Annotated in this window: 20 protein-coding genes; 6 read left to right on the forward strand and 14 right to left on the reverse strand. The window is 45.7% G+C overall.

Annotated features, from left to right (window positions below; genetic code table 11):
• Nucleotides 1-80 precede the first annotated feature (80 nt).
• The 4 genes from GPLA_RS10765 to GPLA_RS10780 are packed head-to-tail and all read right to left on the reverse strand — an operon-like array spanning nt 81 to nt 5,621.
• The gene (locus GPLA_RS10765; protein WP_007104945.1) at nt 81-1,427 is read right to left on the reverse strand and encodes an amidase; all 1,347 of its coding nucleotides are present in this window, start codon (nt 1,425-1,427) and stop codon (nt 81-83) included.
• Nucleotides 1,427-2,878 carry a phenylacetate--CoA ligase family protein gene (locus GPLA_RS10770; protein ID WP_007104946.1) on the reverse strand — a complete coding sequence of 484 codons (1,452 nt, stop codon included), beginning with the start codon at nt 2,876-2,878 and terminating at the stop codon, nt 1,427-1,429. Before GPLA_RS10770 ends, GPLA_RS10765 begins: the two co-directional genes overlap by 1 nt.
• 4 nt (nt 2,879-2,882) lie before the next feature.
• Nucleotides 2,883-4,256, reverse strand: a complete 1,374-nt coding sequence (locus GPLA_RS10775) for an MmgE/PrpD family protein (RefSeq protein WP_007104947.1) — start codon at nt 4,254-4,256, stop codon at nt 2,883-2,885.
• Between the two features lie 3 nt (nt 4,257-4,259).
• Nucleotides 4,260-5,621: an MmgE/PrpD family protein gene (locus GPLA_RS10780; protein ID WP_007104948.1), complete on the reverse strand. Its 1,362-nt coding sequence runs from the start codon at nt 5,619-5,621 to the stop codon at nt 4,260-4,262.
• 80 nt (nt 5,622-5,701) lie between these two features.
• On the opposite strand from GPLA_RS10780, the gene GPLA_RS10785 reads away from it, so the two are divergent.
• From GPLA_RS10785 to GPLA_RS10795, 3 genes are all read left to right on the forward strand, one after another.
• Nucleotides 5,702-6,457: a GntR family transcriptional regulator gene (locus tag GPLA_RS10785; RefSeq protein WP_007104949.1), complete on the forward strand. Its 756-nt coding sequence runs from the start codon at nt 5,702-5,704 to the stop codon at nt 6,455-6,457.
• 12 nt (nt 6,458-6,469) lie between these two features.
• Nucleotides 6,470-6,775: a YciI family protein gene (locus GPLA_RS10790; protein ID WP_007104950.1), complete on the forward strand. Its 306-nt coding sequence runs from the start codon at nt 6,470-6,472 to the stop codon at nt 6,773-6,775.
• 70 nt (nt 6,776-6,845) lie between these two features.
• Entirely contained in the window at nt 6,846-8,111 is a 1,266-nt protein-coding gene (locus tag GPLA_RS10795; protein WP_007104951.1) for an MFS transporter, read from the forward strand.
• Between the two features lie 392 nt (nt 8,112-8,503).
• Here GPLA_RS10795 and GPLA_RS10800 read toward each other — a convergent pair whose 3' ends face one another.
• From GPLA_RS10800 to GPLA_RS10810, 3 genes are read right to left on the reverse strand one after another with little or no spacing between them, the layout of a single operon-like run.
• The gene (locus GPLA_RS10800) at nt 8,504-9,922 is read right to left on the reverse strand and encodes an aldehyde dehydrogenase family protein (protein ID WP_007104952.1); all 1,419 of its coding nucleotides are present in this window, start codon (nt 9,920-9,922) and stop codon (nt 8,504-8,506) included.
• Nucleotides 9,915-10,970, reverse strand: a complete 1,056-nt coding sequence (locus tag GPLA_RS10805; RefSeq protein ID WP_007104953.1) for a nitrilase-related carbon-nitrogen hydrolase — start codon at nt 10,968-10,970, stop codon at nt 9,915-9,917. Before GPLA_RS10805 ends, GPLA_RS10800 begins: the two co-directional genes overlap by 8 nt.
• Nucleotides 10,971-10,973: 3 nt before the next feature.
• Nucleotides 10,974-11,276, reverse strand: coding sequence for a DUF1330 domain-containing protein (locus GPLA_RS10810; RefSeq protein ID WP_007104954.1), 303 nt, complete (start codon nt 11,274-11,276; stop codon nt 10,974-10,976).
• A gap of 285 nt (nt 11,277-11,561) precedes the next feature.
• Between GPLA_RS10810 and GPLA_RS10820 the strand changes: the two genes are divergently transcribed.
• The gene (locus tag GPLA_RS10820; protein WP_007104956.1) at nt 11,562-13,787 is read left to right on the forward strand and encodes a tetratricopeptide repeat protein; all 2,226 of its coding nucleotides are present in this window, start codon (nt 11,562-11,564) and stop codon (nt 13,785-13,787) included.
• Nucleotides 13,788-13,803: 16 nt separating this feature from the next.
• Here GPLA_RS10820 and GPLA_RS10825 read toward each other — a convergent pair whose 3' ends face one another.
• Both GPLA_RS10825 and GPLA_RS10830 read right to left on the reverse strand, forming a co-directional pair.
• Nucleotides 13,804-14,403: a hypothetical protein gene (locus GPLA_RS10825; protein WP_007104957.1), complete on the reverse strand. Its 600-nt coding sequence runs from the start codon at nt 14,401-14,403 to the stop codon at nt 13,804-13,806.
• A 108-nt stretch (nt 14,404-14,511) separates the two neighbouring features.
• Nucleotides 14,512-17,985, reverse strand: a complete 3,474-nt coding sequence (locus GPLA_RS10830; protein WP_007104958.1) for a PKD domain-containing protein — start codon at nt 17,983-17,985, stop codon at nt 14,512-14,514.
• 457 nt (nt 17,986-18,442) lie between these two features.
• On the opposite strand from GPLA_RS10830, the gene GPLA_RS10835 reads away from it, so the two are divergent.
• Nucleotides 18,443-19,753 carry an aminotransferase class V-fold PLP-dependent enzyme gene (locus GPLA_RS10835; protein ID WP_007104959.1) on the forward strand — a complete coding sequence of 437 codons (1,311 nt, stop codon included), beginning with the start codon at nt 18,443-18,445 and terminating at the stop codon, nt 19,751-19,753.
• Between the two features lie 71 nt (nt 19,754-19,824).
• Here the strand turns inward: GPLA_RS10835 and GPLA_RS10840 are convergent, their stop codons facing one another.
• The 4 genes from GPLA_RS10840 to GPLA_RS10855 all read right to left on the reverse strand — a co-directional run bounded on the left by GPLA_RS10840 (nt 19,825) and on the right by GPLA_RS10855 (nt 23,468).
• Complete coding sequence (locus GPLA_RS10840; RefSeq protein WP_040514448.1) at nt 19,825-20,727, reverse strand: hypothetical protein; 903 nt, start codon at nt 20,725-20,727, stop codon at nt 19,825-19,827.
• A gap of 445 nt (nt 20,728-21,172) precedes the next feature.
• Nucleotides 21,173-22,003, reverse strand: a complete 831-nt coding sequence (locus GPLA_RS10845) for a diguanylate cyclase (protein WP_226993096.1) — start codon at nt 22,001-22,003, stop codon at nt 21,173-21,175.
• A 147-nt stretch (nt 22,004-22,150) separates the two neighbouring features.
• The gene (locus GPLA_RS10850; RefSeq protein ID WP_007104962.1) at nt 22,151-22,531 is read right to left on the reverse strand and encodes a methanogen output domain 1-containing protein; all 381 of its coding nucleotides are present in this window, start codon (nt 22,529-22,531) and stop codon (nt 22,151-22,153) included.
• A 511-nt stretch (nt 22,532-23,042) separates the two neighbouring features.
• Nucleotides 23,043-23,468 carry a potassium channel family protein gene (locus GPLA_RS10855; RefSeq protein WP_007104964.1) on the reverse strand — a complete coding sequence of 142 codons (426 nt, stop codon included), beginning with the start codon at nt 23,466-23,468 and terminating at the stop codon, nt 23,043-23,045.
• A gap of 376 nt (nt 23,469-23,844) precedes the next feature.
• Between GPLA_RS10855 and GPLA_RS10860 the strand changes: the two genes are divergently transcribed.
• A complete protein-coding gene (locus tag GPLA_RS10860; protein ID WP_007104965.1) occupies nt 23,845-24,369 on the forward strand; it encodes a lysozyme in 525 nt (174 codons plus the stop codon).
• Nucleotides 24,370-24,557: 188 nt separating this feature from the next.
• Here GPLA_RS10860 and GPLA_RS10865 read toward each other — a convergent pair whose 3' ends face one another.
• Nucleotides 24,558-25,286, reverse strand: coding sequence for a HugZ family pyridoxamine 5'-phosphate oxidase (locus tag GPLA_RS10865; RefSeq protein WP_007104966.1), 729 nt, complete (start codon nt 25,284-25,286; stop codon nt 24,558-24,560).
• Between the last annotated feature and the right edge of the window lie 10 nt (nt 25,287-25,296).

Here is a 25,296-nt window from a genome sequence, read left to right on the forward strand (position 1 = left end):
TTTTTATGTATTGTGTTATCGGAGCAGAAACCAACGAGCGCTCGTTGCCAGTGAACAGATAACCAGCCCATTAACGGAGTTTATTCAATCGCGGGTAAGGTATAACGAAATGATGTGTGCTCTTGCCAGCGTTCGGCTAAGTGCAACAACTGGCTATCACTGCCCAGCGGCCCCATGATTTGCATACCCGCTGGCAACGGACTATCACTCAGCATAGGCAAGGATACTGCGGGTAAACCGGCTTGATTAGCAAAACTGGTTAAATCCGCTTGATTGGCCGGTACCGGATCGTCAAACGAAAATGCCCGCTGCAGAACGGTTGGCATTAAAATAGCGCAACCTTGCTTGAACAACTGACGGGCAAATATCTTAGCCTTATCTAAAATCCGTTCTGATTGCATTATGTCCATAGGGGATTTTCGTTCTATGTAGGACAGCATTCCACGCATATAATTGGAGAATTGTAGGGGGTTATTTTGCCAGTGATCTTGATGCTCAACACGCATATCAGCTTCACAAAGTAACAAACCCGCTCGCCGCGCCGCGGCAAATTCGTAATTTGAAAAATCAAAATACTGAATAGAAAATCCTAAATCCCTGAATACCGGTATATTCGCCGCGAAGTCAGCCGCAATATCGGCTGCCACACCCAACTGCTCAAGATTTTCAGGGACTAACAAGACCTTGTTATCATTGTACGACAGGCGATTAAAAGCACTGAAATCAATTGAAGACGCGCAGTTTTCGTCGAATGCCTGCATAACACTGGCTGCCAGGACGAGATCCCTTGCCGAACGCGCTATGGGGCCGATGTTGTCCATCACTCGGCTACAGGTCACCGAGCCATAGTTACTCACAGCGCCACGGCTTGGTTTGAAACCGAAAATGCCGCAATATGCCGCAGGAATACGTAGCGAGCCCATGGTATCTGTGCCCAGCGAAAGGCCTACCATACCCGACGCAACAGCCGCCGCCGAACCACCCGATGAACCACCCGGCGTGAAGCCGTGTTTATGCGGGTTATGGCAGTTGCCAAAGTGCTCATTTTTATTTGTCGCCCCTAGAGCCCCTTCGTGCATATTAAGCTTACCCATAACCTGCACACCGGTTTGTCGTAACCGATTAATCACAAAAGCATCTTGTTTAGCGTGGCGATCTATCCGGGTTGCCATCCCTGCGGTGGTGACAAAGCCCTGCACATCAATATTGTCCTTAACCCCGATACACACACCTTGAAACAGAGATTTTTCGAACGATGTTGGCTGCGGAAATTCGGGCATTTGGTAGCGAATAAACGCATTAATTTTAGGGTTTAACCGTTCAATTAATGCATGTTGTTCCGCCGCCAACTCTCGCGCTGAAATTTGCTTATCCTTGATGAGCGCGATGTGCGTGCTTACATCTTGGCTGAGTAGCGCAATGTCCATTATTTAAACCTGCTATCAATTAAGCGAATGGGCTTCTGTCTTATATCCACTTGTGTCAACGGCGTGAGTTCTCCTTCGCCCACCAAAGCGACTTTGACCTCTATGCCTATTTTGCGTTTTAGCAGATCTGAATAGACCGCCAGTAAGGCTTCTCGCTCAGCAAGAGGGCTCGATACCTCGGCCCGAACAATCATTTCGTCTCGGCCACTATCATCACGAATGGCTTCGCAAATAAATTCCCCCATAAACTCATCGCGCTCATCAAGCATAGGACCAACACCTTGGGGGTAAATGTTGATCCCCCTCAATTTGACCATATTGTCGGAACGCCCCATAAAGCCTTTAATACGTTTAAAGGGCAGATTTAGCGTATTGTCCCCGGTAATTTCTTGGGTAATGTCATGGGTATTAAAGCGAATAATCGGATACACGTCATCCTTGTATAAACAGGTCACAACCATATTACCTGTTTCACCGGGCACAACCGGCTCATTAGTATCGGTATCGAGTAGCTCTAGAAATTGGGCGTCTTCCCAAACGTACATACCACTATGATCTGGCCCTTCGGCTGCTATGGTGCCGGTATCGCCCACGCCGTACCAGTCAAATAATTCAGGATTGCCCCAGGTTTTGGCGATACTTTCTCGGCTTTCCATACCCAAATGACCAATGATCATATCGATTTTAATGTCTTTCCCCGACACTAAACCTTCTTCTTTAGCCACATCAGCCAGTCGCTTGATATAATCAACAAACCCAACTAGCACGTTAACGCCGAAAGTTTTCATTAAATTAACTTGCTGTACCGAGCGGGTTTCAACCCCAGTACCGGCGGATAGAAACATAGCGTTAGTGTATTTGGTCACCGCTTCGCGAATGTAATGCCCGCCATTAATCATACCGTGACCATAACAAGACTGGATCGTAGCGCCGGGTTTAAGTCCCATAAAGCGATATGAACGCGCAACCAATAACGACTGCACTTCTCGGCTTTTGGGCCCAAACAATAAAGGCTGCGGAGTGCCGGTAGTGCCACTAGTGGTGTGAAATACTAACGGGGGACGTTGCTCTAGCGGTATACCATCCAGACCATGAAAGTCCCCAATGGGTGGATATTTCTCTACGCTGTCCATGATGTCTGCTTTTGAAATCAACGGCAGCTTTTCAATATCATCAAGACTTTGAATGTCCTCGGGTTTCACCCCGGCATTGCCCCAGATTCGTTGATAAAATGGAATGTCCCAAGCACGCTTTACCACTTGCATAAAGCGTGTGTTCTGCAACGTTTTCAGTTCCCCTTTACTCATGCCTGTAAACTGCTCAGACACAGCGTCCCCTAAGGGGTAGTCTTTCAACATTTGCGCGTAATCAAAAGATTCAAAATAGGTCGGGTACGTTGCTTTACTTGCTTTATTTTCTGTTTTCGGTGCTTTATCAACCATATTGTTCATCGGATTACCTATTACTGACGAGTGCTTCAACTAAGCTATTAATATTCGGGATCTGGTCGAGTTGGTCTATGCGTTTTATCAAAAAGCCAATATTATGCTGATCAAAATACGATCCAGCACTTGCACAAGCGGCGCTAAATTTAGCCAGTTGGGCATCTTCGTCCAGGGGATTTTGCGGGCTGCCCAGCACATGTTGCAGTGCCACTTTATATTTAGCCCCAGAGATTAATGTGACGGCCACGCTCACAGGAGCCAATGCATTGGGGTCTTGGGTGTCATTCAAATGGGTATGCACCTTAGCCCCAAGGGCCAGTCGGCGAGGATCCTTAAGACAGTCTGATTCAAAATCAGCCACTGAGACACTGCCCGTAAGCAACACACTGGCAGCGATATAACCGTTACACAGCTTGGCATAATTGGCGTCCATATCCTGCTTAACTGGGCGCCCTACCAGTTTGTTGATAAGCGGTGTGCCGTATACGTCTACTCGGGCTATATCCTGTGCGGTAAAAGCGTGCTGCTTTTGCAATTGTTGTAAGCCATCTATGGTGCCGTGACCTGCCCTACCAGTGGGAAACGGCTTGTGGCTAACGCGTTCAATCTGATATTCGCGGCCTACTTTTTGCACCAGCGGGCTTAAATCAAAACTCTCTTCGAACAAGGTAAAATACCCGTAGGGTCCTTGTAATATATCTTTGGGACCGGCAAAACCTGCTTGTGCCATGTCAACTGCACGAATGGCTGCAGCGGCGTTAATTCCGATTTGCATGGCCAACATAGGTGAGCCTTCTACGTGGGATTGCATGGTGCCGCTAAGCTGACTGTAAGCGATACCTAGGGCATTCTGTAACGTTTCACCCTTTATGCCTTGCATGGCACACATGCCAGCCGTTGCCCCCAAGCAGCCGCAAAGTGATGGTCGAAAAAATTTCAAACTAGAGGTAACGCTTTCACCAATTAATGTCGCCACGTCCACCGCAATCACCACACCTAAAATCAATTGCTGGCCGGATAGATTATGTTGCTGGGCATACGCCATTAATGCAGACAAGATCACTGCCATCGGATGCACCACGGCAGGCTCGTGCACGCAATCCCACTCTTGATTATGAATTTGATAGCCGTTTATCGCCGCTGCTGATACCGCAGGCAACCACTCTCCGGTGCCCCAAACTTGTGCTTGGTGGCCACTCCCCCATTGGCTGACAGCCTGCTTGATTTTTGCCACATTAGGTACTCGTGAACCACTTATTCCCACGCCGATGGAATCAAGAATAAAGGTTTTACTAGCAGCAACGGTTGAAGCAGGTAAATTTTGATAAGTGCTATTTTCAATATGCTTAACCAGCAATTTGATGGCATCAGGTGTATGGCTCATACCTTAAGAACTCAGTGCAGGGCGCAGCAGCGCCGATAAAGTCGTAATGGGTGCCGCTTGTAACCAATCAAACGCACACAGTTGGGCTATGTTTTCTTCACTCATGCCAGCATGACTCAACAGCATACGAGCCTTATTATGACGCTGTTCTGGGGTCAGCGGTTTTTCAGGATCCCCCCGGGTATCCTGCTGACTGCGTACCAAGGTTTGACCATTTTTGAACCGCACTTTGCATCTGGCACCGAAATGCTGGGGATACGCTGATTCAATATGCGCGTCAGTTTGCACGTTGATGCGCTGGCGCAGTGCGCTGCACTGGGCTTGTTCGAATGCGGCCTGCTTATAGTGCTCGAGCTTAGGTTCCCCCCACAGCAAAATTGCAGCTAGCGCATGCTGAATACTAAATTTAGCTTCAAGACTGGTTTCAGGTGTTAAGCGATTGCAGAACAACTGGGCATCTTGATAAACCCCCACGTCAATACGTTCAATGTCGGCTATATCAATGCTGTTTTGTTGCAGTATTTCTAACAGTACATCCATGGCGCCATGGGCATGACGACAGGCAGGCCAAGGTTTAAAGCTACAATCGTACATGCGCCAAACTGACTGTTTTTCGACAAATACATCTGGCGAAGCGTCATCAGACAGTGCATTAAATATGCCTTGAGGTCCTTCCAAAATATACTCTGGCCCCGTTAAGTTTTGCTGAGCCATGAAAGCCGCCATCAGCCCAGAATGGCACGCCTGGGCATTATGCCATTGCTTGGTTAAGACCTTTTCATTGCGCATTTGCCACAAACCACCCGCAGTGCTTCCTGCGTTACCCATAGCCCAAAGTGTTTGCTGCTGAGATAAACCCAATATTGAAGAAGTGGCCATTGCTGCCCCTAATGTGCCGCATGTGGCGGTATTATGAAAATAGCGATAATGACTGCGCCCTATGGCTTCTCCCATGCGAATAGTCACTTCATAGCCTTTTATAATGGCGCTTAAAAATGTCTCTAGGGAGCAATTTATTTGCTCGGCGGCGGCCAGTGCTGCCGGAATAATCACGGGTCCAGGATGCAAGATAGAACGGCGATGAATATCATCCATTTCTAACACGTTGCCTAAGGCACCATTGTGCTGCGCGGCATTTTGCATACTGGTTTGTTGACCCCCTAACGCCGTACATTTACCGCCCTCATCGAGAGACAATAACCCTTGATAAGCACGACCTGCATCTGACAACTTACCTAAACTGGCGCACGCCAGCCAATCAAGTACATGTTCACCTGCCCGAGCACGGTCGTGCTGGGTAATGGGCATTTGATCTATGTCAATTAACAGCTGTTTGCTTAGTGAAAGTTTGATTGGCAATTTCACTTTATTCCTATACTCTTCGATTTGTCCGGACATATTTATAACAGGTATTTTTCTGTTATTCGACTAACCATTGAGCATAAATGACTAAAATCAAATTGTTATCGACGAAACATTCCCTGCCCAAATATCAAGGCATAGGTGAAACGCTGATCAACCAGATATTAGCGGGTGAATTTGCCTTAAATACCTTATTACCGACCGAAAAGCAGTTATGTGAACAGTTCTCTATCAGTCGGCATACCGCCCGTGAAGCGCTGCGTTATGTTGAAAAAACCGGTCTAGTTGAGCGTAAACAAGGTTCAGGTACGTTAGTCACACGCAACACTATGCCGGAACAAATTAATCAGTTTATTAACTCGGTAAAAGACTTGTTAGCTTTTGGCCAAAATACCCGATTCGAAGTACAAGTCAGTGACATGATCACCCTTGATGGATCCACAGCCGCTTTGCTTAATTCTCAGCAAGGTCAGGAGTGTATTCATATCGGTGGGGTACGTTTTGAGCCCCATGATAAAAAGCCCATTTGTTATTCCAACATCTACCGTCACCCGCATTTAGATGAAGTAGACGAAAAATTAAAAGATACCAAAACCGCTATTTATGCGGTGATCGAAGCCTTAGACGATAAAAAAATCGGTAAAATAGAACAGCAAATTTCAGCTTGTCTTCTGCCCGAGTCCTTGGCGTCACAATTGGATGCCTCTACCGATTCAGCTGCCATGAAAATTACCCGGCGTTATTTTTCGTTGAAAGAAGACGATTTGATTTTAGTGGCAGAAAGTATTTATCCCGCCAAGCGCTTTAGCTTTACCTCTGTCCTATACCCAAATAAATAGCGAGGAATGACTATGTTAGTGCAATTCAACTGCCTCGATAAAACACCGTCAATGCAAACTAAGCGCATACAGCAGTTGTCTGCTCACCTTGCTTGGGTTGAGGAGCACATGGCCAATATTCGACTTGCTGGGCCATTAAAAGACGACAGCCTGATTATTGGCTCTTTGTATGTGCTTGAGGCCGATACCATAGAACAGGCGGAACAGATTTTACACCGCGACCCCTATTACCTTGCGGATATATGGGCAAACGTAAAGGTACACGAATTTAATGCTTATGCCGGCAGTTGGGTAGGCGGTAAAAATTGGCCAACTTAGCTACGTAACCTAATTGGTCAAAATATTTCCATACCATTTCCAGATAACAACAAAAAACTAGGAGTCTCCCATGCAGTCAGTATCAGAAACAAGTGAAAGCCCGGTGCCCGCAACGGGCAAACGAATGGGACATCCTATGCACTGGATAACCGTTTTTATCGCCATGATGTGTTTATTGATTTCAAATGGCATGGTTATTACCGGAATCACTGCGTTTGACAGTGCCATGCTCACCGAGTTTAGCGACTGGTCCCGGGGCGATTTGAAACTACGAGGCCTGATTACGCTGGCATTAACAGGATTACTTGCTCCACTGGTTGGCATTTTAATCGATAAAATCGGCGTCAAGTTCCTCGTTATGGTCGGTACGGTTGTGCTTAGTTTGTGTTTTTATGCTTATGGCAACATTCGTGACATTACCGATTTGTATATTATTCATGCGGCCTTCTCTATCGTATTGCTGGCCTGTGGCTTGAATGTCGCGGTTATTTTAGTATCCAACTGGTTCGTTAAACTTCGTGGCACAGCAATTGGAATTGCCGTTGTGGGCACCTCCTTAGGCGGCGCGGTGTTGGCGCCGTTATTCAGCTCTTGGTTAGCCGATGGTATGACATGGCGTGAAGCCATGCAGTTAGCTGCGCTTATTCCCTCTTGTTTATTCTTATTGGCGTTGTTTTTATTACGTAATCGCCCCACGGATATGGGACTCAAACCATTCGGCTTCGATGGCAACGCTGAAACATCCAATGCAGACTTATCGCAACACGGTTTAACCTATAAAGAAGCGATTAAAACCCGCTCATTTTGGTCTATTGCCTTTATCGCCATGTTCACCTTTTATACCATTATGGGTTTCCAAGCTAATCTGGTGCTGCACCTCATGGATTTAGGTTTTACCTTGCAAGCAGCGGCCGCTGGCCTGAGTGTCCTGTTTGTACCTGCGCTAATTGGTAAATTTCTGTTTGGTTTGGTGGCCGATAAAATCACCGGCAAGGGCGTGCTTTACACTAATCTGTTACTGATGTTAGCGGGTTTGGGCGGCATGTTAGTAGCGGATAAAGACAATGTACTGATTGCCATTGGTTTAATTGGTTTTATGTGGGGCGGTTTTTACACTCTTTTACAGCTAAACGCCGTAAATAACTTCGGCTTGCGCGCCTCTGGTAAATTACTCGGCACGATTACGGTACTTGATGCATTCGGTGGCGGGCTAGGTATTTGGGCGACGGGCGCCATATATGATGCCTACGGCAGTTATTACAATGCCTTTATGATTTTCTGCGTACTGGTGGCCTTATCAGTAGTACTGATCAGCCAAGTGAAAAAGCACGTTTAACTAGGTTATGTACACCCAGCGCGGAAATACCACGCGCTGGGTATGTGTTCCCCACGTCAAAATATGACAAGCTTTGCTCAGACATCAAACTTACATTTTTGACCACCTCCCTGCGTCTTTCTTCTGCCCACTTTTATCTTTGATAAATCATGTCAGGCTCAATCCACCTAGTAGTGCGCCCGAAAAAATCACATGCAAAGTGAACAAATCTCCTTATTTGCAATGCAGCTTAGCAAACGCCCCTTGCGCTAACAGGCCTATTTATTCGCTACTTAGATAGGTAATACCAAACTCACTAAACCTTATCGTGCCCATAAAAAAACGAGCCTACATTGAGCTCGTTTTTTAATTTTCAAAACTATCACCAGCGACGAACTGGTGTTAATTCAACATTAAAACCACCAAGGCGATGGCACGCCGGTGTTACGAATGTAGGCCTTTTTACGCATGAAACGCCGTATCGATTCTGCCCCCATACGCGAGCCCCCTAACCCAGAGTATTTAAAAGATTGCTTTTCAGCTTCATGAATAAGCGCGGTTAATGACGCATCATTGATGCTCACCGCCCCCGCTTCTAATTGACGGGCGATTTGCTTGGCATAATCAACGTTTTGACTAAATACTGCTGCCGATAATCCAAACTCTGAGTCATTGGCTAAAACGACGCCCTGCTCATCACTGTCGATGATTGTCACCGGCAACACGGCAGCGAACGTTTCTTGGCTCACCACGGACATTTGCGGGTTCACATCAGTTAACACAGTGGGCAAACAATAACGCCCGCCACCTAAATTGAGTACCTCACCACCGCACAATATCGTGGCGCCTTTGTCTTTTGCATCTTGCAATTGAGCCTCAACAATTTTTACTTGTTTGGCAGAAATAATCGGGCCTATTTGTCCTTGCTGTATATCTGGATAATTGTGCTTAAGGGCGCGCACATTTGCCACTAACTTGGCAAGAAATATTGGGGCAATATCTTTGTGCACATAGACTCGCTCAAGTGACATACACGACTGTCCTGCATTCACCATGCTGCCCCAGCACAGCGCCTTGGCGGCTAGTTCTGGATCGGCGTCTTTACACACAATTGCAGGATCTTTTCCGCCTAGCTCTAAAAATGCCGGAATAAATCGCTGGGCACACAGTTGCCCTACATGACGACCCGTTGCTACGCTGCCAGTGAAACACAAAGAGTCCACGGCGTTAATCACGGCTTGCCCGGTTTCCCCTGCCCCTGTCACTAACGTCAGCACATTGTTTAACATGGGGATCCGTTTAAGTACTTCATTAAAAGGGGCGACAAAACGAGATGTCACTTCGCTGGGCTTAATCAGCACGGCGCTGCCAGCAAGTAATGCCGGTATGGCGTCGACTAACGATAACAACAACGGGAAATTCCACGGGCTGATCACGCCGACTAGGGGATAGGGTAAATAGTCTTGTTGCAGTTCAATAAAAGGAATTTCTGCTGACCACGGCTCGCCTTTTGCCAATAAGGCCGGCGCTTGTTTACACCATCGATGAATAGCATTGATGGTGACATCGACCTCTAGCTCAGATTCACTGGCGCGACCGGTATCGTTTATCAAGGCCGCAACCAAATGCGCCTTGTATTCAGCCATGCTGTTCGCCAAATTTTGCATGACCGCTATGCGTTCACCAAGGCCCATGTTCCACCACTGGCTTTGATGCAGTTTTAAGCATTTGGCCTCGTCTTCCACGTGCTGAAGAGTATACAAAGGTAAATCAAAATCAACTAAGCCAGTGCGTGGATTACTGATGGCCATTGTTTGCATGTTATTACTCATCTGCTTGCTCCGCTAAAATGACCCCGTTTTTTTTAAGATTTTGAATACTTTGCAGTTGAGTTTGAATGAAATGACTACGATCCGGCACACTAACCTGCTGAGCCTCATTGAGCATGGTGTTCGCGGGATAGACCGTTTGCCCATAGTGGGCGCTAAAAAGCTCATTGCGCTGGCGCGATAGTATATTCCCCATGCCAGGCTTATTGCGATATCGGCGCAGCGCTGTGATGTCCAGTTCTGCATTGGCGACCATGGTTTCTCCCATGCCAGCTTCAGCCATGACCCGGCCCTTAAAGTCGACCAATTTTGACATACCATCAGTGGACTCAGCGGGGAAATCAATGTCCGCTATTCCTGCCGAATTGGCCGAAACCACATAAGCTAAGTTCTCAATCGCCCGCGCGCGTTTAGCAATGTCTTTGGGCGTCAATTCAACTGAACCAACTTCGGAACTACTATGCAATAACACCTCTGCACCATTCATGGTTAAGCACCGACTGATTTCGGGATACAAAATCTCTTCTGATGCAACGCAAGCTAAGTTACCTAATTCAGTTTTTACCACAGGAAATAACGACTCTTGCCCGTATATATCTACATATTTATCCAGTACATCATGAGGCGTAGGTGCAAACATAGATACCAAGCGGCGATAGCGCAAAATGCAATTCCCGTTGGGGCCTAATATAAATGAGGTTTGAAAATAGAGATCGGTAAAATGGGGATCAAGCTCATACACATTGCCAGAAAGATAAATCTGATTCTTCTGGGCAATTTCGCCAAGCATTTCATATTCTTTACCGTCTTGGGCAATGGCGCCTTTTTCTTTCCACTGTGATAATGACTCGCCCAGCGGAAAACTGGTCAGAAAATATTCAGGCAATACGACCATTTTGACACTCGGTCCCACAAAGCCCTTAGTCCCTTGGACATGCCGACCTACCCGGCGAATATTGTCATAAATTTTTTGTCTGGCATCCGCTACATTTAACTTGTTAACGGCGAAACATCGAGTTTGTAACGCGACTGCGGTATAAGCAAGGGACATAAATTACTCCAAAGGTGTTTGCGACAAACCATCGATCAGCATGATGTTAAATTCACCTGTGCCCTCGCGGTATTTTCTGGCATCTGCGTACTCAGGTGAATCCCAAAATGCATGGGCGGCTTGGCTATTTGGCCATTGGGATATCACCAAACTTTTGGGCGCGCTTTGTCCCTCAATTAACTCGGGCGCTCCCATCGCTATATAAACGCCACCAAATTTCTTAATTAATGGCGTAACAGCTTGGGTGTATAGGGTAAATTTTTCCCAATTATGAACCGTTGCTTGGATAATCAAATACGCACTCATTAGCCGACTCTTTAATAGAATTTTGCTTACTGTAACAAAAGGCACAACATATTGAAGTGAAACAAGTTTTAGTTCGTTCATTGTTTGATAATTAGCAATCCAAACGCGTGTATCTTGGCCGCTGATAGCGCAGCAAACCGAGGTTCACTGCTCACCGCGTATACAGGAACCCAAATAGGCGATCGAAAAACAACCAAAAACTGATTAACTTTACAGCGCTTTAGTTTAATAATAGGCACATTACACCTCAATAACACCATATCTTCAATAAAGCGGACGGCCACTGTGACTAATGGACAACACACGGACACCCCTTTTAATAAAGCACGCTCTCGCGGTATTCGAGCATCCCAGCAAAAACTGCGCACTGCACAGTTGGCGGCGGGGTTTAAGTCTCAGGCAGAGGTGGTTGATAAAGTTCAAAGTATCGAAGGCTTAGACAAAGCCCCGCGCTCATTAGTCAGTCGCGTCTTCCGTGGTGAACCCGTTGATCCATTGAGTATAGAGCGGGTGGCTAAAGCGTTAAACGTCGAGGCATGGGCGCTCTATTTAGATTCAGCCGAAGTCGAAAAAAAACATGTTAGCAGCAGTCATGAATCAGGTAATCATCCTGAGAACACAGGTAGTGCGGGCATAGAAAATACTGGCCCAGCTCATACTATAAATAACCAGCAACACGTTTCTCACGAATCAAGCCCTGCGCAAAATAAGGACCATACTTCATCATCAACTATTGTCTCTTCAGCACCCCAATCACAAGGGGTTGCTCGCTGCTCGCCACAACCTGCTGAAGCACAAACGAATGCTAATATCTTTGGCACCCAAAAAGCATACAGCAGTCCAAGTAGATCGTTACTGCTTATCACCTTGGTTGTCGTGTTAGGCGTATTCTTGCTCGAGCGGTTTTGGCCTGACAATAACACGCCATTTCCGGGAATTGCGCTTGCCGGTATTGTCGATATTGATAATAAAGTAGTCGCAGTTCTACCGATTAACGGACCCCGGGGCGATGATATAACCCGCAATATTGAGCAATTATTAGCCGGCCCTACGCAGCTTATTGTCGGGAGCTCAGCTTTGCATGCTAGTGTTAGAAACCCACAAGAATTGCTACGTAGCAAAAAAGCGGATTTAGTCATCAGTGGTGAGTTGTTAGAAATTGGTCGCTATATCGCCGTGCGTTTATTTTTATCTCAAGACCAAAACATGCGTCAGGTATGGTCAGGTGTGTTTGCCAAATCGGCTTCCGAAAAATACATCAAGAGTCAACTCGAAGGCGGTTTGCAAACCTTGCTTCACCAGCGTCCTTTAGCTGATATTGCTGACTGGTATAGTTTGCAGCGATTTTTGCGCGGTATGCAGCATTTTGAAAGTGAGCGAAGCGAGCAAATTATTCTGCGCGGTATGGCCGACTATCAAGGCGTGATCGCCAGCGCCCCTGACTTAGTGTATGGCCATGCTGGCATGTGCCTAGCGCTGATTGAGCAAAGTATAGAAACCAGTCACAAAGCCTATTTAGATGATGCCAGCAGGCATTGTCAAAACGGGGCGGATATTAATCCTGACGCACTTTTCATTCTGGTGGCTTTAGGTAATTTGGCCAGAGTAAAGGGGCAGTATGAACAGGCAAATCACTATTTTAAACGGGCCCTCGAATTGGATCCTAACAGCGTGACCGCCCTGCAAAAATTAGCTGAAAGCCAAATGCGTTTGTTCTTGCAAAATAGAGATATAGCCTTATTTGACACTATTTTAACGGAATTAAACTCGGCCGCCTCACTTGAACCCGACAACTGGAAAATTCCCTATACCCAAGGGCGCGCCTACTACTTTAAAGGCGAACAGCTGGCGGCTATTAAATATTTTCGCCAATCAGCCAACTTGACACTTAATTATCAAACCTTGAACAACTTAGGAGCGTTAGAGTTTTGTGTTGGCGACTTAACAAATGCCAAATTACATTATCAACGGGCACTGTCATTGCATCCGCAACACTCTGTGTTGCTGTCGAATATTGCCACATTGCATTTTTATTTAGGTGAAGATGAGCAGGCGCTTGCGATTTTCGAGCCACAAATTAAACGTATTCAACAAAAAGGTGGCGCGGGTCTGTATCAATTGTGGTCGAATGTCGCTGATGTATACCGAACCCAGGGGAAACACAAACAAGCACTCGATGCTTATCGAAATGCCATGTCTGAACTTGACCGAGAAGTCAGCCAAGGAGAAGCAAACGTGATGCAAAAGGCATCTCGTTTGGCCATGTATATTTTAGTCATTGAACTCACCCCTAATATGCAAACCGAGCAATTATTTGCTTCGTTAACTCAACAGGCCGAGGCAATAAGTGACGTTGCGGATCCTGTATCGCTACATCAATTAGCACTCAGTTGGCTGCATTTAGGGGATGAACAAAAAGCTCGTCACTATCGCGATAAACTCCACGCAATTTGCCCGGGTTTTGCCGCCTCCCCTGATTTTAAAACGCTTCAAAACAATGCGCCGAGTTAAATCCAATGCGACACGCCTACTTCTGACAATGAGTGCGATGACGTGCGACTAATAACAGTACACCGAGCAGAAAAAGATGCCAAGAGGCAGGTGCTGGCACTGGGGTAGTCGTTCCTTCGTTGACTATAATTTGCGCACCAAATACTTGCACATCTAACTCGGCAGCAAAAGCGTCAGAAATTAAAAAGGGGCTTATTACTACGTCACTCACTCCCCCACGATTTGCCACAAAACTCATGGTCGCCAACATGAACGCATCAGCCTGAGCAGATAAACCGGACAAAAATGATACGCCAGAAAAATCCAGATTGCCGATAGCTGGAAAGATATCGAATATATCAAACTCAGTCAGTGCAAAATTAGCATTTATCGCATTAAGGCCACTCACCGACTCATTGAAACTAAGTAAGAAGTCGAAGCCACCCACGTCTTCGGACTCTAAGCCAGAGAACCATAGCTCAAAGGTAACAATATCGCCGATATTGGCCACCTGACTGACAGTGTCTTGCGCATTATTAAATGACAGGATCGGTACCGCAAAGGCCGTCTGGCCGAGGCTACCTATCAGCAACCCACTTATTATTAGCTGTTTGATACATTTCATCACCTTCAACATATTAAAATTCCTTATTAAATTGACCTGTTAATTTGGCATACACGCATTGCCTTATCATTCTGCCGCGCGTAGATAAAGCAGCACGTCCCTATGCTTATCTCTCTGGTATTACTCGGGTTTCAACGCACAACGCATTAATTCACACTCACGTGTACAGCCCCGTGCATCAAGTACATTTATCAGTCCGTTTTGATCCCAATCAGCTAAATCGTCATCGCCATTTGCCGGTGTATTTCGGCGCTGCATGATGGCTCGAATATCCATGCTATCGACGAAGTCATTGCCATCAAGATCACACATTTGGGGTGCGGCATTAACTTGAATTGTCACATCGTCTACAGCGCTGGCTTGCCCATCGCTTACGGTTAATTGCATTATGTATTGGCCAGCAAGATCAGGCGTTATACTGGCCAATTCATTATTGCTGTTAGCAATAACCGCCACACTATTTAGCGGGCGTAATATCACTAGCCACGCATATGTTAAAGCCTGCGGGGCGCTGTCAGGATCGAAACTCGCACTACCATCAAGGATGACGATTTCACTCAATTCAATCTCTTGGGCGTCTCCCGCAATTGCAACAGGCAGTTGATTTTCAGATACGGTTACCACAACTGAATCAGAATCCGTAAATTCGCCGTCGCTCACGGTTACCCCTAAGGTATAAGCACCGACCACATCAGGGATAAACATGGCATTACCTGATAGGTCCACTTCTATGCTGCTACTGATTAGTAGGCTACCTTGTGGAACTGAAATAAAGATCCATTCGAACTGAAGCGGTTCTGGCCTTAGATCAGGGTCGTAGCTGTCTGCAGCACTGACCTGCGCGTAACCACCTAACTCGTGTTGTTGGTCATCACCTGCATCAGCCACCGGTGGTTGATTTACCACCACCTCATTAATGCTCACCGTCACAGAGATTACATCAGTGAGCTCGCCGTCTGATACCGACAGTTGCACCACGTAACTACCTGCAATATCGGCCGTAAAGCTTGTGGTTGGTGTTCCTTGACTTACCAAACTAGCAGTAGAAATGGCACTTCCTGTGGGCACACTGAGCACTTGCCAAGTGAAGGTTAATGCTTGAGGACCATTATCGTTGTCAAAACTGGCGCTGCCATCGAATAATATTTGAGTGTTTGTGAGCATTTCACCGCTTGTTTGCACATCAGCCTGGGGCGCTAAATTTACCTCGGCGACTCGCACTATCACCGAATCCACAGGACTAGTATTTTCACCATCACTGACCGCAAGGGTAAATTCATAATCACCTGCAACATCTGGGGTAAAGCTAGGGTTCACACTAGAAGCATTTAACAAGTGGCCAACACTGCTGCCTGCTGGGACTGAGTTCACTGACCAAAGGTAGGTAAGTAGATCACCATCTGCATCGCTTGATGCACTGCCATCAAGCTGCAATAACCCATCAAGCTCAACGTTTTGATCCTCGCCAGCATGAGCAATAGGCACTCGATTAACAACCGTCACAGTGACAATTGCACTATCGCTTAGTAAACCATCACTCACTTCAAGTTCAAAACGGTACTCGCCATACACGTCAGGTTGCAAGCTTGCACTGACACTATCGAGATTGCTCATATCGCTTTGGGTTAATACGCTACTATCTGGCACAGACAACAATGTCCAATTAAACGAAAGTGCCTCAGGCGCTTCGTCTGGGTCGAAGGAGCCTGAACCGTTGAGTTGAATAACTTGATCTTTAAATACCGTTGGCGCAGAAGACGCAGACGCGATAGGTTTTTGCGGATCAGGCGCGGCAGTTGGCAGGTTATATTCGAGGACGTAGTCGCCAATCTGATCTCTGCCTGAGGTACCATCACTGAGTACTACGGTATAAGTACCGTTCATCGGTAGACTTAAGCTATAAACCCCAGCCTCAGAGTAGTGAGTCGCGTTGGTGAAGTAACTACCATCCGGGTTATGTAAGGTAATAAAAGGATTCAAATTGGTGACTTCAAGCTCTCGCATGACTAATGTCACCTCATCACCCACCACCCCGTCAAAGGTGAATGTATCAATGTCACCTTGAGTGACCGTTTCAAAATAAGAACCTGCGCCGCTTAATTTTCCGTGTTCATTAGCACCAAGAGACTTAGCGAAGTGAATTTCATAATCGCTTATTTGGTCGCGTCGACTTGTGCCATCCTGCACTAGCAGTGTGTAGGTTCCGGTTTGTGCAGCTAAAATATTTCTCAAGTTAGCAACAGAATAGTTGCTGGCGCTGCCGAGCCTACTGCCGTCAGGCGCGTAAAGCGTCATAAAGGGGAAGTACAAATTACGTAAGATATCAGATAGCTGAATATGCAAACGCTCCCCTGCAACCGCCTCAAATGTCCAGGTATCTAAATCCCCTAACGTGATGTCACTGCTCACTACGCCGCCATTATTCAGCGTGCCGTTTTCGTTAGCACCGAGTGACTTGGCAAAATGCACTTCATAATTACCTCCCTCATCACGTCGACTCGTACCGTCTTGCACCAGCAAGGTAAACGTTCCTGTTTGTGTGGCCGCAACGTTGTATAAGTTAGCCACCGTGTAATTGCTGGCAGACCCTACCCGGCTGCCATCTGGTGCGTAAAGCGTCATGAACGGAAAGAAGCCAGTGTTATCCACATCCGCTATTTGAATGTTCAAGTTTTCGCCTGCCGTGGCCTCGAACGTCCACGTATCTAAATCACCTAGCGTAATGTCACTGCTCACCGAACCGCCATTAATCAGTGGGCCGTTTTCGTTAGCGCCAACGGATTTAGCAAAGTGCACTTCATAATTACCCACTTGTTCACGTCGACTTGTACCGTCTTGCACTAGCAAGATGTACGTTCCTGTTTGTGTGGCCGCAATATTGTATAAATTTGCCGCTGTATAATTACTAGCAGAGCCTACGCGGGTGCCATCAGGCGCATAAAGCGTCATGAACGGAAAGAAGCCAGTGTTATCCACATCCGCAATTTGAATGTTCAGTCTTTCACCTGCCGTAGCCTGGAACGTCCAAGTGTCTAAATCGCCCAACGTGATGTCACTGCTCACTACACCACCATTGTTCAGCGTGCCGTTTTCGTTAGCGCCAATGGACTTAGCAAAGTGCACTTCATAATTACCCACTTGTTCACGTCGACTTGTACCGTCTTGCACTAGCAAGATGTACGTTCCTGTCTGTGTGGCCGCAATATTGTATAAATTTGCCACCGTATAATTACTAGCAGAGCCTACGCGTGTGCCATCAGGTGCATAAAGAGTCATTAGAGGAAATAAATCACCAGCGGCTAAATCTACCAACTGAATATTAATCCGCTCACCCGCTGTGGCGGTAAACGTCCAGGTATCTTCTTGCCCCGCTGCTGAGATAGTGCCGGAGACTGAGTCGCCATTAACCAAATCTGCGGCCTGAACTTGACTCGCGCCCATGCACAGCATAAGTAAGCTGCACAGCACCAACCAATAGTGCTGTAAAGAGCGAGGTAAAATGCGTTGCGAAGCCTTGTTAGAAAGGGAGGCTGAAGCACGCTCTATGTGAGCATCAGGTCCTCGCTGATTGTACGTAACGTTTCTAGTATCCATGATCTTTCCTTTACATGTTCGTTAGAGTGGTTCCGCTTTACAGCTCGCGTGACCGCAAAATCAAATGTGAAATCGAGTGTTATGGCCCTCTGTTAGAATTGATTAACAATGAATCAGTAGAGTGACACAGAAAAAAAAGGGTAAGAAACCCACCCCACACTTAAATGATGCAAACTGAAGCAGCGTGAAACATAAATGAGGTGAAGTGAATAACATGTAGCAAAGAATAAAATCAGCCTGATAAAAAAGGAGTTAGACAGTTAGTTGCTCGTTGCTCACTTGGCTATTAGAGAAGCTGCTGTACCTATCATCTCAAAAAGCGAATTAGGTGTTCATACACTACACTATGGCAACCCACTCGAGCGGCGCCGACTCAGGTAATACTGCAGTTCTGTTTTTGTAGAAACCCAGTGTTTGGCCGTTCACCTGTTTGATGCAACACAATGAGGTGATTGATATGTTAAGACGTGAATTTTTAAATGGATTTGGCTTGAGCGTTGGCGCAAGCTTGTTGGCACCCAGCACAGTACTCGGTGTTCAAACGACAACGGCGATAGGTACTTCTCACATTCAACCCGGCGACTGGACTGCTTTACGTAATTTATTTCCATTGACTCGAAAGTATATTCAGTTGTCGACGTTTTTATTGGCGTCACACCCAAAACCGGTCGCAGATGCTATCGAAAAGCATCGTCACGCGTTTGACGAGAACCCTTCGGATTATTGGCATCATCATTTCGAAACAATTGACCGTGACATCTGCACGGTAGCAGGACAATACATGGGATGTGAGGCTAAGAATATTGCCCTTACTGACAGTACGACTATGGGGCTGGCAATGGTATACAGCGGATTGCAATTACAGCCTGGTGATGAAGTATTGCAGACTGTGCACGATCACTATTCCACCGATATGTCTTTGGCATACCGAGCCCAGCGCACGGGTGCAAAAATAAACAGAATTGCGTTGTATGATGACCCGGCACAGGTCAGTACTGACGATGTACTAAAGCGTATGAAAGCTGCCATCACCCCCAATACGCGAGTATTCGCAGCAACCTGGGTGCATTCATCCACAGGTGTTAAATTACCCATTAGGGCCATGGCTGACACCATTAGTGCACTGAACAAGCAACGCAAAGCCAATCAGCAAATTTTATTTTGTGTTGATGGTGTGCATGGTTTTGGTATTGAAGATCAAAATATCAGTGAATTGGGCTGTGATTTTTTTATCGCGGGTACCCACAAGTGGATATTTGGTCCCCGAGGCACGGGTTTGGTCTGGGGGAATGACAAAGCCTGGGCCCAAAGTGAGCCTGTGATCCCCAGCTTTAGTGCGTCTTACGAGGTCTGGATGGGGGGCATGACTCAGGATCAAGTACCTGTGGGTGAACACATGTCACCCGGCGGATTCCATTCATTTGAGCACCGCTGGGCATTGCCTGAGGCATTTAAGCTGCATTTGCAGTTAGGCAAAGCCAATGTGCAACAGCGCATTCATCAATTGAACCAGCAAACGAAAGAGGGTTTGGCAAAGATGCCACATGTCACCTTATATACGCCAGCTGGTAATGAATTGTCATCGGGCTTAGTCTGTTTTGATGTAGAGGGAGTATCACCTGCCGATGTGGTAAAAACCATGCATAACAAAGGCATTATTATGAGTAGCACCCCCTATCGCATTAGCTATGCTAGGTTCGCGCCTTCTTTGCTCAACAATGAACAAGAGATTGAGCAAGCATTAGCCGAAATTCAGGCCTTAGCTTAGACACAAATAACGACTGCAGGCATGAGAACGGGGGCACTATAACGCGGCCCCGTTCTGTTAATTTGCCGCTACTAAGGTGTATGTAACTGCACGCCTTTGGCCATGTACAAATCATCGTATTTTAAACCGCCATTTCCATAGGGCTTTGCCACAGGGCCGGTATTACAGTTCATTAAGAAGTGCGTCAAAGGACGTGCCCGTTGCATGCGAAATGTCGCCCCTTGAAAAACCAAGGTTTGCTGCGCAAATTCGTCACCACCTTTAACAAACACATCGTAAGTTTGTCCGCCTTTCGCAACCGAGGCATTATTGACCACATACCATATTTGGTACCATGTCCCTGGCACCAAAGGTTTCGCGTCTCGATTGTGTTGAATATTCTTAATATTGGCATAGCCATCAGGGACTTTAACCATTAATACACCGGTATTTTCATGTCCGTTTGATTCTGTTTTATCCGTCACCCTCAGCGTTGCTTCAAACGCATTGTAATCATGTTTTTTGATGTCTGCAGGCCCCATATCGCTCAGCCCAAATGCATGATTATTTGGGAAAGACTCAACATTAATCCGGGTGTAGAACGTATAGGTTTCGCCCACTGCCACGCTCTCAGGCAAAGCTTTAAACGTCAGCGCTTTGCGGTTACCCACTATGCCATCTGCGGCTGGTTTTTTGAGCATATAGCTGTTGGTGGCGAACGCACTATTGGTTATCTCCCCAGAAGTGGTAGAGGCCTGTCTTCGCTCGGTGACTTGCGGGTGTGCTATATGCGGACGCGTATCGTTCTTGGTGTCAGCTTGTGTCCAACCAGCAATACTATCTGTGTGTTCAAAATCATCGATTAACTGCCATTTGGATGCGGATAGGGCAAGATTATAGTCGTTTATGCCCTGTTGCTTATCAGTAGAAGTCGACGCACATGCCGTCAATAGTGCAAACCATAAACAGCTCAATCCAGCTTGTACAATGCTCATGTTGTTCACCCCATTGCTTAATGTTGTAGTCGCCACGCTGAGAAACATGAGTCCAGACATCAATATAAAATGTTAACCAAGCGGTATTTTATATTTATCTCGCCTGAACGTTTTTTTGTGTTGGCTAACACAGCTGCACCACATTGCTGTTTAGCTAGTAAATATTTTACACAACGATAAGCTGGTCAACAATGGTGCATCCCTAACTCAACGATTATATCGGTATATTTTATTATCAGTGAATAGCATTTTAAAAGCGCAACAAAAATGTAGCGCTGTCTTTTCGAAGCTACAAATTGGGACACAATAAAATGGAAAACAATCTTACTGACCCGTGTGTCATTTTATAAATAACTTGCGATCAGAATCGCACTGAGCAGCATTTAATGCAGATTCGTTGTTTCTTGGCTTTCACCGTTAATTTCAAAGGACGTAAAAACAATACTTACCTAATCCACGGAGATATCAACGCAACATTTTGTTGGCTCACGTCCATATAGCTCGCACAGTTTCGCCCAGCTTTTTTAGCAAAATATAAAGCTTGGTCGGCTGCCACAATCAACTCAGTCACATTATCACCCGGGCGAGGTTGGCACCATGAACACCCCAGAGAGATAGTTACCCAGTCAGCAACCAGTGATGCAGGGTGAGGAATATTTAACATTTCTATTGCCGTAACAGCAGTACGAGCCATTAACTGCCCGCCATCGAGCTGAGTATCTGGCAAAACCATTGCGAATTCTTCACCTCCCACCCTAGCAACCACATCGTTGTCACGAGACAACACCTTATCCAAGCACTGGGCAACTTGAATTAATATTTCATCACCGCGGCTGTGTCCAAAGTGATCATTAATCAGTTTAAAATGATCTATATCCGCACTGAACATTACGACAGGGCGACGATCCGCAATAGCGCTTTGCCAAACGTCTCGAATATGTTCGTCAAATGCCCGTCTGTTAGCGATACCCGTTAAGGGATCAGTATGTGATTCTTTAACGGCTTTTTGCATTTCTAGAGTGATCAGATGAGAGCGATGTTTTTGCTGCTGACTTTGTGAGTAATAGCCTGCAAGGTTCATAAACCCATCGGTAAATTCCTTACGCTGATGTAGTTCAATCAAAAATAATAGCCCTTCAGCGTGCAGTCCTAATCTGGATGTTCTTAGCATATGCTGATTGAGTGGTTCGCAGAGACGAGTTTCAATCAATTCAATGGTTTTATTACGCAGCACCATTCGCCAGTCTCCTTGCCAGCGACTGGGCATGGAAAACATATCTCGCACACTATTGCCGTGTTGAGTAGACCACAGTTTTGTAAATGATTTACTGCACTCTAATAACTCGCCGTGTTTATTGCATATTGCCGTTGGCAGGGAATAAGCATTCAATATGCTTGTAAAAGAGAAGTCGTTTATCAAACGTTAATCACTGGAATAATACTCACGTCCAACCGCAGAATCGTCTGGGCTGAGGTGCACAGTAACTTTACAATGATCATGATTTTTGGCAATCGATTCGTCTATTGACACTTTTGCATAACCGGTGTTTTCGGCCGCGATAACACCAAAAACATTGGACGTCATCATGCACAACGCAGGCCTATCAAAAACACTCGCTCCAAAAGGACAATGGGTATTGCCGAACACTATTTTACCTGGTGTTTCATCAACCACATAAAAATCACCGCCAATTCTGGCTTTTAAATCAACTAACACTTCAGTGAGTTGAGCTCGTGATAATCGTTGAACCTTAAGGGCATCACGATATTGAGCGTCGATTTGCTCGCCGATTTTACCACCCACTATAGATATAAAACCTTCGGCTTCTTCGAGCCCAATAATATCCTGCAGCGAACCAGATAAGTGATTGAGCAGTGATTGAGCAGTGATTTAACAAAATCTCCGTTATTTAAAGGAATATCAATGGATTTGATCGGAATAGACTCTGTTGGCTTAATCATGAGTAATGCCTACATTTATCGTTACAAGAAGTGCAATACCTAAAAAATGTTGAAGCGACTACACCGCGCTGGTAATCACTACTATCAGTGCGAACTGATTAGGCAACTATTTTTTGTGCAACCCATGAGATCCAATACGAATGCTGCGCATCAGGATGATTTTACTCTCTTGACTTTAGCTTTGTTTAAAATATTCACTATTAGACTTTAGTATCGTTATTCAACAAACATTCATCAGCCGCAATATATAAATGTTTATTCAATAAGGCAAAGAGAGGAAGCTTACTTACCTGCCACTCCCTTCATTTTATAATGAAATGAAAATTTATTGCGGTTCATAAAACAGTCAAAAATCACACATTATGCCAATGACGCTGCATTTCGAAATATAAAAACGACGCCGTCCAAGTGATAAGAACCAAGCCCGTTAATGACTCTATTCCAGTGAGATATCTTAGCGGTCCTAATGGCTCAATATCGCCAAACCCGACTGTGGTATATACGGTAAACGAAAAATAGGCACTGTCCATCAAACTACCATTGAAATTGCCGACCAGACTGCCCCAACCTTCTACCCGATTCATCACATAATAAGCAAAAGCAAAAATCCAAATTTCACAAATATGGGCTGTTAATGCACCAAAAATACCAAATACAATCCGGTAACTGTGCTTAATTTTCATTTTGGGCAAGTAACGCATAATGCGATGCAAAAACTCATAGTGCAGCATGACCGTCGCAGCCACGAGTAAAGTATTAACAATTAGCACGTAAAACATTTAGCGGTCCTAGATAGTTCAGAGCATTAATATTCGTAAAAAGGCCGATTTAATCAACGATTTCAGTCATGGCTTTTCATTCCATAAAGTGCACGTTATATCGAGTATACACAAGAGTTTATCGCCAATTACCTGTGATGTCGTGACTAGCAAAAGTATGCGAGAAGATTGTGTCACCTCATTGGGCGACAAGTAATGCATCACAAACTTGCAATTTTCAAGCTTAAGGTTTTACTTAGGGGGCAATATTAATCACTCACCATCTCTGGTAGCGAATGCAGGAAACATATATTCGTCACTAATCACAAAGGAATGACTTTGATGCATACTAATCTAATAACCACATTATTGATCGTCTCACTGAGCTTACTCGTCAATGGTTGTGCTACAACAAAAAAAACGTTCTACTGACGACAATTCGGCTAGCTCGCCCGTCCTACCAGCCCCCCTAACAACGGACGGTGTTATTCAAGCAGGTACCACAAATCAGGCCTGTATCGATATCATTAAGCAGTCCGAAGGGGTGAGGCTCAACGCTTATCGCGGCCCAGCAGGGCATTGGTTGATTGGCTATGGGCATAAAGCAGACGTGACACAGGGCATGAAAATAAACGTTCAGCAGGCTGAAACCTTATTAAAAACCGATTTAATCAAAATTGAAGAGCAAATGGGCAAACTGGTAAAAGTCCCGGTAAGCAATAATCAGTTCAGTGCATTAGTCTGCTTGGGGTACAACATAGGGATGGGCAATCTGTACAAGTCGACTTTGCTGCGGACACTTAATAAAGGGGACTATGCAGGTGCCAGTGATCAGTTCAGTGTATGGCGCAAAGCTGGCGGTAAAATTAATAGTCACTTGGTCGCCCGCCGAGCAAAAGAGCAAAGGTTGTTTAATCAATAAGTAGAAACCATTTTGCGATGATAGACTGTCGAACAAGCAGTATGTGGCACCGGTAACAATATGCAATGAAATATCACTCATTGGCGAGCATTGGTTTTTAAGTCGACTCGCGTAGGTAAAGGAAAAAACAAACAGTGACAATTTGACTTTTTCCTTGCCGCCTACGCTAACATATTGAAATCGTAAATTTAGTTTACCATTGCCAAGGTCGATGCGCTTCTTGCTGCATGCGTCGCCGCTACAAGTTGCTCCCGCACCTGTTTGGCTGTGGTGCACGGCGTATCAAACGCTAAATACACAATCTGCTTGTCTACTTGCATATGTACCCCTTCAAAAAAGGCCGATAACATGGCAACGTTTGTGGCTCGTAGTCTAAATTGATGCTCAACGATAAGCGTCATAGCGTCTTGGTGGTCTTCATTCATATGTTGCACTATTTCACTACTTGCGTGAAGCCATTGCTCCACATCCGTAAACCAATCCGCCTTATTTATCCAAAAAATCTTGCCAAAACCACCTATGTAGCGAATACGTTCAGCTTTTATCTGGTAGAACATAAAATCATGAGTCTGCTGATAACTTTTGGCTTGGGGAAATAAACTGAGGTACTGCGCGGTCACGTTTTCGTTATCGATCAACTCAGCATCACCTAATAATGTCACCCGTCCAGACGCTTGAGAGTCATCTTGCATACTATCAAATATCGTCATAGATACTTTCGGGTTACCCTTGATATTACGGGTATGTTGGGCGATTTGACTGATGTAAATAATCAAATTGCCCTGTGTGGTCATAAAGTAAGGCACCACTGAGCCAAATGGGTAGCCCTCAACAGATTGTGAGTGAGTGCTCAATACACCGCTATGTTGCTGGCGTACAAGTGTTTTGGCATCAAAAATATATTTGTCCAGTTTCATTTTACTTCCT

Source organism: Paraglaciecola polaris LMG 21857 (assembly GCF_000315055.1).
Classification (GTDB): domain Bacteria; phylum Pseudomonadota; class Gammaproteobacteria; order Enterobacterales; family Alteromonadaceae; genus Paraglaciecola; species Paraglaciecola polaris.

Bases quoted from the DNA above. Each gene is read 5' to 3' on its own strand.
- GPLA_RS10770 (WP_007104946.1), bottom strand. From the start codon at position 2,878: ATGAACAATATGGTTGATAAAGCACCGAAAACAGAAAATAAAGCAAGT.
- GPLA_RS10765 (WP_007104945.1), bottom strand. From the start codon at position 1,427: ATGGACATTGCGCTACTCAGCCAAGATGTAAGCACGCACATCGCGCTC.
- GPLA_RS10835 (WP_007104959.1), top strand. From the start codon at position 18,443: ATGTTAAGACGTGAATTTTTAAATGGATTTGGCTTGAGCGTTGGCGCA.
- GPLA_RS10855 (WP_007104964.1), bottom strand. From the start codon at position 23,468: ATGTTTTACGTGCTAATTGTTAATACTTTACTCGTGGCTGCGACGGTC.
- GPLA_RS10795 (WP_007104951.1), top strand. From the start codon at position 6,846: ATGCAGTCAGTATCAGAAACAAGTGAAAGCCCGGTGCCCGCAACGGGC.
- GPLA_RS10785 (WP_007104949.1), top strand. From the start codon at position 5,702: ATGACTAAAATCAAATTGTTATCGACGAAACATTCCCTGCCCAAATAT.
- GPLA_RS10825 (WP_007104957.1), bottom strand. From the start codon at position 14,403: ATGTTGAAGGTGATGAAATGTATCAAACAGCTAATAATAAGTGGGTTG.
- GPLA_RS10810 (WP_007104954.1), bottom strand. From the start codon at position 11,276: ATGAGTGCGTATTTGATTATCCAAGCAACGGTTCATAATTGGGAAAAA.
- GPLA_RS10865 (WP_007104966.1), bottom strand. From the start codon at position 25,286: ATGAAACTGGACAAATATATTTTTGATGCCAAAACACTTGTACGCCAG.
- GPLA_RS10790 (WP_007104950.1), top strand. From the start codon at position 6,470: ATGTTAGTGCAATTCAACTGCCTCGATAAAACACCGTCAATGCAAACT.
- GPLA_RS10845 (WP_226993096.1), bottom strand. From the start codon at position 22,003: ATGTTTTCCATGCCCAGTCGCTGGCAAGGAGACTGGCGAATGGTGCTG.
- GPLA_RS10775 (WP_007104947.1), bottom strand. From the start codon at position 4,256: ATGAGCCATACACCTGATGCCATCAAATTGCTGGTTAAGCATATTGAA.
- GPLA_RS10805 (WP_007104953.1), bottom strand. From the start codon at position 10,970: ATGTCCCTTGCTTATACCGCAGTCGCGTTACAAACTCGATGTTTCGCC.
- GPLA_RS10840 (WP_040514448.1), bottom strand. From the start codon at position 20,727: ATGAGCATTGTACAAGCTGGATTGAGCTGTTTATGGTTTGCACTATTG.
- GPLA_RS10830 (WP_007104958.1), bottom strand. From the start codon at position 17,985: ATGGATACTAGAAACGTTACGTACAATCAGCGAGGACCTGATGCTCAC.
- GPLA_RS10860 (WP_007104965.1), top strand. From the start codon at position 23,845: ATGGTTGTGCTACAACAAAAAAAACGTTCTACTGACGACAATTCGGCT.
- GPLA_RS10800 (WP_007104952.1), bottom strand. From the start codon at position 9,922: ATGAGTAATAACATGCAAACAATGGCCATCAGTAATCCACGCACTGGC.